The organism is Massilia sp. UYP11, from assembly GCF_050434805.1.
Taxonomy (GTDB): Bacteria; Pseudomonadota; Gammaproteobacteria; order Burkholderiales; family Burkholderiaceae_D; genus Telluria.
In genome coordinates this window covers 95006-107288 of the sequence record NZ_JBNDJE010000006.1, presented here as the reverse complement: position 1 = coordinate 107288, position 12283 = coordinate 95006, and the positions used below count along the sequence as shown (strand labels likewise).

The 12283-nt window shown below is 66.1% G+C and carries 11 protein-coding genes; 2 read left to right on the top strand and 9 right to left on the bottom strand.

Going from position 1 to position 12283, the window contains the following annotated elements:
* Positions 1-2: 2 nt before the first annotated feature.
* The 3 genes from ABIB38_RS11990 to argJ are packed head-to-tail and all read right to left on the bottom strand — an operon-like array spanning position 3 to position 2552.
* A complete protein-coding gene (locus tag ABIB38_RS11990; RefSeq protein ID WP_429204104.1) occupies positions 3-422 on the bottom strand; it encodes an NUDIX domain-containing protein in 420 nt (139 codons plus the stop codon).
* On the bottom strand, positions 415-1314 hold the full coding sequence (locus ABIB38_RS11985) for an ATP-binding protein (protein WP_429204102.1): 900 nt from the start codon (positions 1312-1314) through the stop codon (positions 415-417). Before ABIB38_RS11985 ends, ABIB38_RS11990 begins: the two co-directional genes overlap by 8 nt.
* Positions 1314-2552 (bottom strand): bifunctional glutamate N-acetyltransferase/amino-acid acetyltransferase ArgJ, encoded by a 1239-nt coding sequence (argJ, locus tag ABIB38_RS11980; RefSeq protein WP_429204100.1) that lies wholly within the window; start codon positions 2550-2552, stop codon positions 1314-1316. Before argJ ends, ABIB38_RS11985 begins: the two co-directional genes overlap by 1 nt.
* Before the next feature lie 139 nt (positions 2553-2691).
* On the opposite strand from argJ, the gene ABIB38_RS11975 reads away from it, so the two are divergent.
* On the top strand, positions 2692-3762 hold the full coding sequence (locus ABIB38_RS11975; RefSeq protein WP_429204098.1) for an N-acetylmuramoyl-L-alanine amidase: 1071 nt from the start codon (positions 2692-2694) through the stop codon (positions 3760-3762).
* Positions 3763-3877: 115 nt separating this feature from the next.
* On the opposite strand, the gene secA is transcribed toward ABIB38_RS11975, so the two are convergent.
* On the bottom strand, positions 3878-6664 hold the full coding sequence (gene secA / locus ABIB38_RS11970) for a preprotein translocase subunit SecA (RefSeq protein ID WP_429204096.1): 2787 nt from the start codon (positions 6662-6664) through the stop codon (positions 3878-3880).
* 304 nt (positions 6665-6968) lie between these two features.
* On the opposite strand from secA, the gene ABIB38_RS11965 reads away from it, so the two are divergent.
* Positions 6969-7460 carry a DciA family protein gene (locus ABIB38_RS11965; RefSeq protein WP_429204094.1) on the top strand — a complete coding sequence of 164 codons (492 nt, stop codon included), beginning with the start codon at positions 6969-6971 and terminating at the stop codon, positions 7458-7460.
* Between the two features lie 151 nt (positions 7461-7611).
* Here the strand turns inward: ABIB38_RS11965 and lpxC are convergent, their stop codons facing one another.
* The 5 genes from lpxC to ftsZ all read right to left on the bottom strand — a co-directional run bounded on the left by lpxC (position 7612) and on the right by ftsZ (position 12226).
* Complete coding sequence (lpxC, locus tag ABIB38_RS11960) at positions 7612-8547, bottom strand: UDP-3-O-acyl-N-acetylglucosamine deacetylase (protein ID WP_429204092.1); 936 nt, start codon at positions 8545-8547, stop codon at positions 7612-7614.
* 276 nt (positions 8548-8823) lie between these two features.
* Positions 8824-9666: a DMT family transporter gene (locus ABIB38_RS11955; RefSeq protein WP_429204230.1), complete on the bottom strand. Its 843-nt coding sequence runs from the start codon at positions 9664-9666 to the stop codon at positions 8824-8826.
* 47 nt (positions 9667-9713) lie between these two features.
* On the bottom strand, positions 9714-10163 hold the full coding sequence (locus tag ABIB38_RS11950) for a GNAT family N-acetyltransferase (RefSeq protein ID WP_429204090.1): 450 nt from the start codon (positions 10161-10163) through the stop codon (positions 9714-9716).
* A 65-nt stretch (positions 10164-10228) separates the two neighbouring features.
* Positions 10229-10732 (bottom strand): peroxiredoxin, encoded by a 504-nt coding sequence (locus tag ABIB38_RS11945; RefSeq protein ID WP_429204088.1) that lies wholly within the window; start codon positions 10730-10732, stop codon positions 10229-10231.
* 294 nt (positions 10733-11026) lie between these two features.
* The gene (ftsZ, locus tag ABIB38_RS11940) at positions 11027-12226 is read right to left on the bottom strand and encodes a cell division protein FtsZ (protein WP_429204086.1); all 1200 of its coding nucleotides are present in this window, start codon (positions 12224-12226) and stop codon (positions 11027-11029) included.
* Between the last annotated feature and the right edge of the window lie 57 nt (positions 12227-12283).

The following is a 12283-nucleotide window of genomic DNA, read 5'->3' as shown; positions in this document are numbered from 1 at the left end:
CGCTATGAACGTTCCGGATAACGGACCCGGTCGAGCCATTCGAGCAGCGGGATGGTGGCCGGCAGCAGCGGGCTCACGCCGAAGGCGCCCTGCCAGGCGAAGGCCTGGCCTTCCAGGCTTTGCGGCTCACCCAGCCACTCACGGCAGATGTAGAAATACAGGCGCACATGGGCGTGCTCGTACACGTGCTCGACGCAGCACCAGGCGTCGCCGCTGACGACGCGCACGCCGAGTTCTTCCATGAACTCGCGCTGCAGGGCGGCGAACACGTCTTCGCCCGCCTCGACTTTCCCGCCCGGGAATTCCCAGTAGCCGGCATACGGCTTGCCGTCGGGACGCTGGCCGAGCAGCACGTCGCCATCGGGCCGCATCAGGATGCCGACGGCGACGTCGACCGGCGCTTGATTGGTCGTGTCAGTCATTCGATGATGCATCCGGCAGCTTGCCGGCATAGTCCTTCGCGAATTGCCAGGCCACGCGGCCCGAGCGCGAGCCGCGCTGCAGGGCCCACTGCAGGGCCTCCGGCCGCGCCGCCTCGATCTGCCGGGGCGTGCAGCCGAAATCCGCCAGCCAGTGGCCGACGATGTCCAGGTAGTCGTCCTGGCGGAATGGGTAGAACGACAGCCACAATCCGAACCGTTCGGACAGCGAGATCTTTTCCTCGACCGTCTCGCCCGGATGCAGGTCGCCATCCTCGCCGTGGCGGTAGCTGGCGTTGTCCGACATCTTCTCGGGCATCAGGTGACGCCGGTTCGAGGTGGCGTAGATCAGCACATTGTCCGACTGCGCCGTGATGCTGCCGTCGAGCGCCACCTTCAGCGCCTTGTAGCCCGCTTCGCCTTCTTCGAACGACAGGTCGTCGCAAAACACCACGAAGCGCTCCGGCCGGCCGGCGACCAGGTCGATGATGTCGGGCAGGTCGGCCAGGTCGGCCTTGTCGACCTCGATCAGGCGCAGGCCCTGGTCCGCGAAGGCGTTCAGGCAGGCCTTGATCAGGGACGACTTGCCGGTGCCGCGCGCGCCGGTGAGCAGCACGTTGTTGGCCGGGCGGCGCGCCACGAACTGGCGCGTGTTCTGCTCGATCTGGCGCTTCTGGGCCGCGACGTGGTGCAGGTCCTCGAGCTTGATGGTCGATGCGTGCAGCACCGGCTGCAGATAGTTACCCCCGCCGGCAGGGCGGCGGCGCCAGCGGAAGGCGAAGCTGCGCTTCCAATCCGGCTCGCGCGCGGTGGCCGGCGGCAGCATTGCCTCCAGGCGTTCGAGCAGGCCTTCGGCCCGGCGCAGGAATCGGTCCAACGGATCGAGCGGCGTCATCAGGAACGGTAGTCGGCGTTGATCGACACGTAGTCGTGCGACAGGTCGCAGGTCCAGACGGTGGCCGTGGCGTCGCCGCGCGCCAGCTTGACGCGCACCGTGATCTCGGATTGCTTCATCACGCGCTGGCCGTCTTCTTCCTTGTAATCCGGATTGCGGCCGCCCGCCTTCGCCACCCAGACGTCGTCCAGGTACAGGTCGAGTTTGGTGACATCGAGGTCGTCGACGCCGGCATAGCCGACCGCGGCCAGGATGCGGCCCAGGTTCGGGTCGGACGCGAAGAAGGCGGTCTTGACCAGCGGCGAGTGGGCGATCGCATAGGCGATCTTGCGGCACTCGGGCACGTCGCGGCCTTCGTCGACCGTGATCGTGATGAACTTGGTCGCGCCTTCGCCGTCGCGGATGATCTGCTGCGCCAGGTTGCGCGAGATGTCGGTCACGGCCTCCCTGAGCGCCTCGTAATCGGCGCCGCTGGCGGTATTGATCTCGAGTTTTCCTGTGCCGGTCGCGATCACGATGAAGGAATCGTTGGTCGAGGTGTCGCCATCGATGGTGATGGCGTTGAACGAGTGGTCGGCCGCGTGTTTCACCAGCGCGTCCAGCACCGGCTGGGCGACGCTGGCGTCGATCGCCAGGTAGCCGAGCATGGTCGCCATGTTCGGCTTGATCATGCCGGCGCCCTTGCTGATGCCGGTCATCGTCACAACGTGGCCGCCGATGGTGACCGTGGCCGATGCCGCCTTCGGCTGGGTGTCGGTGGTCATGATCGCCTCGGCGGCGTTGAACCAGTTGTCCGCCTTCAGGCTCCCCGCCGCGGCGGGCAGGCCGGCCAGCAGCTTGGGCATCGGCAGCTGTTCCAGGATCACGCCGGTGGAGAACGGCAGCACCTGGCCGGCCTCGATGCCCAGCAGTTTCGCCACCTCGGCGCAGGTGGCCCGGGCATTGGCCAGGCCCTGCTCGCCGGTGCCGGCATTGGCGTTGCCGGTGTTGACCACCAGCGCGCGGATCGGCGCGCCGCCGTTCTTCACCGCCTCCAGGTTGGCCTTGCTGACCTGCACCGGCGCGGCGCAGAAGCGGTTCAGGGTGAACACGCCGGAGACGGTCGCGCCTTCGGCCAGCTTCATGATCAGCACGTCCTTGCGGTTCGGCTTCTTGATGCCGGCTTCGGCAAAGCCGATCTCGACACCGTTGACGGGCTTCAGGTCGGCGGCGACTGGCAGGGGGGAATTGACGGCCATGGTGATCTCGTTGGAAAAATTGTCGAATCCGTTATTGTAACGCCAGCGACCTGGCCATGCTGCGAGGTTTCTGCTGCACATCAACATGCGCAGATGCCATTAAGAAAAACATGCAGGAGCAGAGCCGACGGGAGCCGCCATGCCAGCATCGAACCAGGTCGAGTTGAGCGCCGACGCCCGGCGCTGCCGGCAGTGCATCCACGCCGCCGCGCACGAGTTCGACGTGCCGCCGGCGCTGCTCGAAGCGATCGCCTGGGCCGAGTCGCGCTGGCATCCGCCATCGCCGCAGGCCGCCACGCACCATGGCCTGCCGCGCTCCTACGGCATCATGGGTTTGCGCGACGATCCGCATTTCGGCCGTTCGCTGCGCCTGGCCGCGGCCCTGCTCGACGCCCCGACGCAACGGCTGGCGCTGGACACGCCCAACAATATCCGCGGCGCGGCCGCCCTGCTCGCGCTGTACGGCCGGGGAAGGACGCGCGACACGCCGCTGGAAGCGTGGGAAGACGCCGCGGCGCGCCTGTGCGGCATTCTTCAGCGCGACGTCGCGCAGATCCACACCTACGACATCTATATGGCGATCCGCGAAGGCCGCCAGGGCCAGGACTTCGCGGTGACGCGGCATCCGGTCGACCTGGCGCGCATCTATGGCGCGGCGCGGCTCGGCGTCCTGTCGGCGCGCGCACTGGTGCTGACGGCGCTGGCCGACCATCCGGACGTGGTATGGCTGCCGGCGGCCAGCTGCAATTATTCAGGCCGCACGCTGGCGGTCAGCCACGTGACCGTGCACACGACCCAGGGCTCGTATGCGGGGGCGATCTCGTGGTTCCGCAATTGCAGCGCCGGCGTCAGCGCCCACTACCTGGTGCGTTCGTCGGACGGCCAGGTCACGCAGATGGTGCGGGAAAGCGACAAGGCCTGGCATGTGGGCAGCGCCAACGGCCACACGGTCGGCATCGAGCACGAAGGCTTCGTCGAGCAGCCGGGCGCCTGGTATTCGGAGCTGCTGGCCTCGAGCAGCCTGGCGCGCGCCATCCTCGCGGCGCGCGGCATCGCGCCGCGGGTGTATGACGGCAGCCGGGGCTGGAACGCGGTGCTGCCGGATGCCGACTACAACGTGAAGGGGCATGTGAACCATGCCGGGCAGACGCATACCGATCCGGGCGCGGGGTGGGATTGGGGACGGTATAAACGGATGGTGGAATCGTAGGGTCGGCGGCTATGCCGCCGACGCGTTGATCGTTATCGGCGTCGATATCGTGCCGGATGATCTTGCAGATATCTATCACCGCGTCGGCGGCGAAGCCGCCAACCCTACGCCGGCATCACGCCAGCTTGCCGTGGCACTGCTTGAACTTCTTGCCGCTGCCGCAAGGGCATGGATCGTTGCGGCCGACCTTCACGCCCATATAGCTGCTGTGGTCTTCGGCCGACACGGCCTCGCCCGCGCCGCTGCGGTTCGGGTTCGGGTTGAGCAGCTCTTCCGGCGCGGCCGACGGGTTGAAGTCGGCGTGCTGGTAATTGAGGTTTTCCAGCTGCGCGGCCTGGGCCGCCATCGCCGCCTCGGCCGCCTCGACTTCTTCGCGCGACTGGATGCGCACGGTCATCACGGTGCGGATCACTTCGTTCTTGATCAGGTCCAGCATGCTGCTGAACAGCTGGAACGCTTCGCGCTTGTATTCCTGCTTCGGATTCTTTTGCGCATAGCCGCGCAGGTGGATGCCCTGGCGCAGGTGGTCCAGCGCCGCGAGGTGCTCGCGCCAGTGGGTGTCCACGCTCTGCAGCATGACGTTGCGCTCGAAGCCGCCGAACGAATCCTTGCCCACCACGCCGACCTTGGCGTTGTAGGACGCGTCGGCCGCTCCCAGCACGCGCTCGAGGATGTCGTCGTCGTTCAGGTTCGGCTCGTCCTGCAGCATCTGCTGCAGCGGCACTTCCAGGCTCCATTCGGACGCGAGCGCGCTTTCCAGGCCCTTGACGTCCCATTGTTCCTCGACCGATTCGGCCGGCACGTAGTCGCGCACCAGGTCGGTGAACACGCCCACGCGCAGCGAGTTGATCATCTCGCTGATGTCGGTCGACTCCAGCAGTTCGTTACGCTGGGTATAGATCACCTTGCGCTGGTCGTTGGCGACGTCGTCGTATTCGAGCAGCTGCTTGCGGATGTCGAAGTTGCGGGCTTCGACCTTGCGCTGGGCCGACTCGATCGAGCGCGACACGATGCCCGCCTCGATCGGTTCGCCTTCCGGCATCTTGAGGCGGTCCATGATGGCGCGCACGCGGTCGCCCGCGAAGATGCGCAGCAGCGCGTCATCCAGGCACAGGTAGAAGCGCGAGGAACCCGGGTCGCCCTGGCGGCCCGAACGGCCGCGCAGCTGGTTGTCGACCCGGCGCGATTCGTGGCGCTCGGTGCCGATGATGTGCAGGCCGCCGGCGTTCACCACGTGGTCGTGCAGCGACTGCCATTCGTCGCGCAGCTGCTGCGACTGGGTGGCTTTCTGCTCCGGCGACAGGCTGCTGTCGGCTTCGATGATCTGGATCTGCTTGCCGACGTTGCCGCCCAGGACGATGTCGGTACCGCGGCCAGCCATATTGGTGGCGATGGTGATCATCTTCGGACGGCCGGCCTGGGCGATGATCTCGGCTTCGCGGGCGTGCTGTTTCGCGTTCAGGACGTTGTGCGGCAGCTTGGCCTTGGTCAGGATGCCGGACAGCAGCTCGGAGTTCTCGATCGAGGTGGTGCCGACCAGCACCGGCTGGCCGCGCTCGTAGCAGTCGCGGATGTCGTTCAACATCGCGTTGTACTTTTCGTCGGACGTCTTGTAGACCTGGTCCTGGCGGTCCTTGCGCTGCGACGGGCGGTTCGGCGGCACGACCACGGTTTCCAGGCTGTAGATTTCCTGGAATTCGAAGGCTTCGGTGTCGGCGGTGCCGGTCATGCCCGCCAGCTTGGCGTACATGCGGAAGTAGTTCTGGAAGGTGATCGAGGCCAGGGTCTGGTTCTCGTTCTGGATCCGCACGCCCTCTTTCGCCTCGACCGCCTGGTGCAGGCCGTCCGACCAGCGGCGGCCCGTCATCAGGCGGCCGGTGAATTCGTCGACGATCACGACTTCGTTGTTCTGCACCACATAGTGCTGGTCCTTGTGGTACAGGACGTGGGCGCGCAGCGCCGCATACAGGTGGTGGATCAGCGAGATGTTGGCGGCGTCGTACAGCGACGCGCCCTCGGGCAGCAGGCCCATCTCGGTCAGGATCGCTTCGGCGCGCTCGTGGCCCTGCTCGGTGAGCAGCACGGTATGCGCTTTCTCGTCCTTCAGGTAGTCGCCCGGGACCTCGATCTTGCCCTTGCCGTCCGAGGTCTCTTCACCGATCTGCTGGGTCAGCTGCGGCGGCACTGCGTTCAGGCGCTGGTACAGGTCGGTGTGGTTCTCGGCCTGGCCGGAGATGATCAGCGGGGTGCGCGCCTCGTCGATCAGGATCGAGTCGACCTCGTCGACCACGGAGAAATTCAGGGTGCGCTGCACGCGTTCGCGCGCCTCGAAGACCATATTGTCGCGCAGGTAGTCGAAGCCGAACTCGTTGTTGGTGCCGTAGGTGATGTCGGAACCGTAGGCCTTCTGCTTGCTGTCGTGGTCGAGCTGCGACAGGTTGACGCCGGTGGACAGGCCCAGCCAGCCATACAGCTGGCCCATCTGTTCCGCGTCGCGCTGGGCCAGGTAATCGTTGACGGTAATGACGTGCACGCCCTTGCCCGACAGGCCGTTCAGGTAGACCGGCAGCGTTGCCATCAGGGTCTTGCCTTCACCCGTGCCCATTTCGGCGATCTTGCCCTGATGCAGGACCATGCCGCCGATCAGTTGCACGTCGAAGTGACGCATCTTGAGGACGCGCTTGGCCGCTTCGCGGCAGACGGCAAAAGCCTCTGGCAGGATGTCATCCAGGGTCTGACCCTTGGCCAGGCGATCCTTGAATTCGGGCGTCTTGGCTTGCAGCTCGGCATCCGAAAGCTGCTCCATTTGTGGCTCGAGCGCGTTGATCTGACGCACGGTCTTTTGGTACTGCTTGAGCAGACGCGAGTTACGGCTGCCGAAAATCTGGGTCAGGAATGACATGCTGTGTTCTAGAAAAATACGCCGCAAAAAGAAGCCAAGATGATATCAAAGCGATAAGCATCGAAGACCGAGCAGGAAAGCATTGATCTATTCTGGCGGATCGCCGTCATGAATAGATCAGTGCTTCCCTAAGCAAATAACTACTGATTTTATCATGCGATCCGGCCACACTTGGGGATCGTAGGCAGGATAACAAGTCCGGCCGAGCCAGAAACGTTGTCAGACTGGCTTCGACGGCGCGTACGCGGCGGCGGATCCGCCACCCGGTCTGCCCAAAGCACGGACGCTGTGGTATGTTCCAAGCATGCAGCAATCTCCTCCCAAGCGTCCCTTCCATATTTTCGGGACCAGCACCCGGCAGACGTCGCACGCCGCCACCGACTTCTTGCGCGCCAACGACCGCATGGCCAGCCTGATGCCGGCCGTCGGCCGCATGGCGCGCCTGCAGGGCGACTGCGCGGCGGCGCTGCCGGCGATCTTTCACAATTGCGACGTGCTGTCGTTCCAGGAAGGCGTGCTGACCCTGGCCGTGCCCAGCTCGGCGCTGGCGGCCCGCCTCAAGCAGCTGCTGCCGAAACTGCAAGTCACCCTGGTGCAGAAGGGCTGGCAGGTGGAGTCGACCCGGATCAAGCTGCAGGTGACGCGCGCCCTGCCCGACCGGCCCGAGATGCGCACGCTCGAGCTGCCGCCGCGCGCGGTGCAGGCCTTCGAGGAGCTGGCGCAATCGCTGCCGGAGACGCAGCAGAACCGCGACCTGGTGGCGGCGCTCAGGGCGCTGGCGGCGAAGCGGAGGTAAAGGTGTCGGTGGGTGAACCTGGGTTCCCGCCTACGCGGGAACGACGGTTTTACCGCCAGTAGCAAGCTGATACATTGAAGGCCGGCCCCTTGCCTTGGCACGTCATTCCCGCGCGAGGCGGGAATCCAGGGCCCAGGAACAGCCAATCAAGTCAGCTCTGCGCCCACTCCCGCGTCATCTGCCGTACATAGGACGGCGGCGCCGTGCCCAGGTCGTCGAAGGTGACGATCTCATAGGCGTCGGGCCGGGACAGCAGCGTGCGCAGCAACTCGTTGTTGAGCGCATGGCCCGATTTATGCGCGGTATAGCTGGCCAGCAGCGGATGGCCGATCAGGTACAGGTCGCCGATCGCGTCCAGGATCTTGTGACGCACGAATTCGTCGTCGTAGCGCAGGCCGTCGGTGTTCAGGATGCGGTACTCGTCCATCACGATCGCGTTCTCGAACGAGCCGCCGCGCGCCAGGCCCATGCCGCGCAGGCTTTCCACGTCCTGCATGAAGCCGAAGGTGCGCGCGCGCGCCACGTCGCGCACATAGGTGATGTCGCCGAAATCGACGGTGGCGCGCTGCATGGTGCCGTCCACCGCCGGATGGTTGAATTCGATGAAGAAGTCGAGCTTGTAGCCGTCGTGCGGCGACAGGCGCGCCCATTTCTCGTTGGCGCCGCTACCCTGGCGCACCTCGACGTCCTCGAGCACGCGGATGAACTTGCGCAGCGGCGCCTGCTCTTCGACGCCGGCCTGCTGCATCAGGAACACGAAGGACGATGCCGAGCCGTCCATGATCGGGATTTCCTCGGCCGTCACGTCGATGATCAGGTTGTCCAGCCCCAGGCCGGCGCAGGCCGACATCACGTGCTCGACGGTCGAGACGCGGGCCTCGTCCTTGACCAGCACCGAGGCCATGCGGGTGTCGCCGACCATGTAGGCGGAAATCGGGATGGACACGATCGGGTCCATGTCGACGCGGCGGAACACGATGCCCGTGTCGGGCGCGGCCGGACGCAGGGTCAGCTCGACCTTGCGGCCCGAGTGCAGGCCGACACCCGTGGTGCGGACCAGTTCCTTGATGGTTCGTTGTTTCAGCATGGACCGATTATAGCCCAGCGCTTACAGCGGCGCTGCCGCCCCCGCGATTGGCGGGGCCCAGGGTGGCGCGGTCGCGACAGCGGCCCCGCGACCAAGAGCCTATCCCGGTAGGTGGGAGTCGCTCCTGGCGCGCCTGACGGGCGTGCGCGGCGTTGATCGTCGCGCAGTGGCAAACCCGTGGCTCGCCATGCGGCCTCCTCGCGCCTTGCTCACGCCCGCCATGCATCGCCTACGCGCATGTCACCATGAGCTTCCCCCCACCTACCGGGATAGGCTCTAAGGGTGTTCCGCCTCGACGTGGTCTTTTTCGTGGCGGATCAGATACAGGCCGCTGCCGATGATGATGGCCGCGCCCACGATGGTCCAGCCGTCGGGCAGCGCCCGCCACAGCAGCCAGTCCAGGCCCACGCCCCAGGCCAGGGCCGAATACTCGAACGGCGCCACGCTCGAGGCCTCGCCGCGCGAAAACGCCTCGGTGATCGCCAGCTGGCCGATGAAGCCCGACACCGCCAGGCCGCACAGCAGCGGAATCTCGCTGGCGGGCAGCGGCACCCAGCCCGGCGCCGCCAGCAGGCCGGCGCCCGCCGCGATCATGACGATCAGCCAGAACACCGTGTGCTCGCTGCGGTCGGTGCGCGCCAGGACCCGCACCGTGATCGCCGACACCGCATAGCAGGCGGCGGACCCCAGCACCGCCAGGCCGCCGATGGTGAGAAAGCCCGCGCCGCTGGGACGCAGCACCACCAGTACGCCGCACAATCCCACGCCGATGGCGAGCCAGCGCGCCAGGTCGACGCGTTCTTTCAACAACAGCACCGACAGCGCGGTGATCAGGGCCGGCGCGATGAAGAAGATCGCATAGGCTTCGGCCAGCGACAGCTTCTTGAGGCCGAAGGCGAACAAGGCCAGCATCAGGATGCCCAGCAGGGCGCGCAGCAGATGCATCGACCAGCGCACCTGGAACACGCCCGTGAAGGCGCCGCGCCAGGCCACGTAGGCGGCGACCAGCGGCAACGAACACATGGCGCGCAGCGCCGCCACCTGCAGCGCCGGATAGCGCGCCGCGAGCAGCTTCATCGCCGTGTCCATCAGGGCGAACATGAAGACGGCGAGCAGCATCGCCTGGATACTGTACAGGTTGCGGCCGCGCGCCGTTGCCAACCCGGTCACAGACGCTTCTCCATGAACAGGCTCAAGGGGTCGGGCCGGTAGCCGCCAAACGGCGCGCAGCGGCTGAAGCCGAAACCTTCGTACAGCGCGATCGCCGCCGGCTGGTGAATGCCGGTTTCGAGCTTCAGCACGGCCAGGCCCGACATGCGCGCGAACATCGCCAGGTGTTCCAGCAGCTGCTTCCCCGTGCCCTGCCCGCGGCGCGCCTCGTCCACGACCATGCGCTTGACTTCACCATAGGCGCCGCGGTTGACCAGGGCCACGCAGCCGACCGCCGCGCCGTCGATGTCGCGCGCCACCAGGAACAGCACGTCGCCGGCCAGCAGCGCATCCATGTCCAGCAGGTGGTTGCTCTCGGCCGGGTACAGCGCCGCGCAATAGGCGTCGAGCTGTTCCAGCAGCGCCCGCACCTCGGGCTGGTCGGGGGTTTCGGTATTGATGATCATAAGGAGATCACAAGAAGAAAGCGGCGCCGCGGCGCCGTTTTATCGGGGGTGAATCCGCTCGCGAATCAGCCGAGTTTCTGCAGCATCGATTCGGCGCTCGAGGCGTCGATGCCCTTGGCGTCGATGTCCAGGGTCTTGACCACGCCATCCTCGACCAGCATCGAATAGCGCTTCGAGCGCGTGCCCATGCCGTGCGCCGAATAATCGTTGTCCAGGCCCAGCGCCTTGGTGAAGGTGGCGTTGCCGTCGGCCATCATGCGCACGATGCCGGTGGCCTTCTGGTCGCGGCCCCAGGCGCCCATCACGAAAGCGTCATTGACCGAGATGCACCAGATTTCGTCGACGCCCTTGGCGCGGATCTCGTCGGCATGCTTGACGAAGCCCGGCACGTGCTGCACCGAGCAGCCCGGGGTGAACGCGCCCGGCAGGCCGAAGATCACGATCTTCTTGCCCTTGACCAGGTCCGCCACCTGGAAGGTGTTCGGGCCCAGGCTGCAGCCCGCGGTCTCGTTCTCGATGAATTCCGCGAGGGTGCCTTCCGGCAGGCGGTCGCCGATCTGGATGGTCATGTCTGTTCTCCTGTTGATGTTTTGTGAATCCTGCCATTATCGCCGATCTGCAGTGGGTGCGCTGGCGAAGACGACAACTTGCGACCTGCGGCTTCTGCACGTCGTACCCGCGAAGGCGGGTACCCAAGTGTTCAGCGCCGCCACGACAATCGAACGCCGGCACGACCCATCGGCCTTGGGTACCCGCCTTCGCGGGTACGACGGATTGAGGGCGGGGCCATGGTTGACTTTGGCGCTGCGCCAAACAAAAAGGCCAGCTTGCGCTGGCCTCTTCATCGCGAACTGCAGACCGGATCAGTCGGCCTGCTTGCGCAGGAACGCCGGAATATCGTAGGTCTCGACGCCGTTGCGCTGCATCGCCTGCACCTGCTCGGATGCCTGCTCGCGGCGCCACACGGCCGGCTGCTTCATGCCGCCCAGGGCGTCGGCACTGGCCTTGCCCGCGGTCAGGCCGCCGGCGACGGCCGCGGCGCCCTGCATCACCGGCGCATCGTAGGTGCCGGTGCGCAGCTGCTGCTGCGGCTGGACCAGCTGGATCGACTTCTTGTTCTTGCCCAGGCCCGTCGCGACCACGGTCACGCGGATCTCGTCGCCCATCGCGTCGTCGTAGGCGATGCCCTGGGCGATCGAGGCGTCCGGCGCCGCGAAGGCGCGCACGGCGGCCATGACTTCCTTGATCTCCTTGCCCTTCAGGCCACGGCTGGCGGTCACGTTGACCAGCACGCCCTTGGCGCCCGACAGGTCGATGCCGTCCAGCAGCGGCGAAGCGACGGCCTGTTCGGCCGCGATGCGCGCGCGGTCGACGCCGGCGGCGGTCGCGGTGCCCATCATGGCCTTGCCCTGCTCGCCCATGATGGTCTTGACGTCGTTGAAGTCGACGTTGATATGGCCCGGCACGTTGATGATCTCGGCGATGCCGGCCACCGCGTTGTTGAGCACGTCGTCGGCGTGCTTCATCCAGTCGAGCATCGATTCGTCTTCGTAGATGTCTTCCAGTTTTTCGTTGAGGATGACGATCAGGGAGTCGACGTGCTTGGTCAGTTCTTCGAGGCCTTCCTCGGCCACGTCCATGCACTTCTGGCCTTCGTACGAGAACGGCTTGGAGACCACGGCCACGGTCAGGGCGCCCATCGTCTTGGCCACTTCGGCCACGATCGGCGCGGCGCCGGTGCCGGTGCCGCCGCCCATGCCGGCGGCGATGAAGACCATGTGGGCGCCGCGCAGGGCGTCCTCGATGCGCGAGCGCGACTGCTCGGCCAGCTGGCGGCCGACTTCGGGACGCATCCCCGCGCCCAGGCCGGAGTCGCCGATCTGGATGATGTTGTTGGCGCCCGAAACCGCCAGGGCCTGCGCGTCCGTGTTTGCGGCAATGAACTCGACACCGGACACACCTTTGTTGATCATGTGCTGAACCGCGTTGCCGCCGGCGCCGCCGACGCCAACGACCTTGATCACGGTTCCCAGTGCTGCGTTATCGACCATATCGAACTCCATGATGACTCCCTAATTTTCAGAATGCGGTTCCAGGGAAGAGGCCTTGGCGTGATTGGA

Bases quoted from the DNA above. Each gene is read 5' to 3' on its own strand.
- secA (WP_429204096.1), bottom strand. From the start codon at position 6,664: ATGTCATTCCTGACCCAGATTTTCGGCAGCCGTAACTCGCGTCTGCTC.
- ABIB38_RS11985 (WP_429204102.1), bottom strand. From the start codon at position 1,314: ATGACGCCGCTCGATCCGTTGGACCGATTCCTGCGCCGGGCCGAAGGC.
- ABIB38_RS11950 (WP_429204090.1), bottom strand. From the start codon at position 10,163: ATGATCATCAATACCGAAACCCCCGACCAGCCCGAGGTGCGGGCGCTG.
- ABIB38_RS11990 (WP_429204104.1), bottom strand. From the start codon at position 422: ATGACTGACACGACCAATCAAGCGCCGGTCGACGTCGCCGTCGGCATC.
- lpxC (WP_429204092.1), bottom strand. From the start codon at position 8,547: ATGCTGAAACAACGAACCATCAAGGAACTGGTCCGCACCACGGGTGTC.
- ABIB38_RS11965 (WP_429204094.1), top strand. From the start codon at position 6,969: ATGCAGCAATCTCCTCCCAAGCGTCCCTTCCATATTTTCGGGACCAGC.
- ABIB38_RS11955 (WP_429204230.1), bottom strand. From the start codon at position 9,666: ATGCTGCTCGCCGTCTTCATGTTCGCCCTGATGGACACGGCGATGAAG.
- argJ (WP_429204100.1), bottom strand. From the start codon at position 2,552: ATGGCCGTCAATTCCCCCCTGCCAGTCGCCGCCGACCTGAAGCCCGTC.
- ftsZ (WP_429204086.1), bottom strand. From the start codon at position 12,226: ATGGAGTTCGATATGGTCGATAACGCAGCACTGGGAACCGTGATCAAG.
- ABIB38_RS11945 (WP_429204088.1), bottom strand. From the start codon at position 10,732: ATGACCATCCAGATCGGCGACCGCCTGCCGGAAGGCACCCTCGCGGAA.
- ABIB38_RS11975 (WP_429204098.1), top strand. From the start codon at position 2,692: ATGCCAGCATCGAACCAGGTCGAGTTGAGCGCCGACGCCCGGCGCTGC.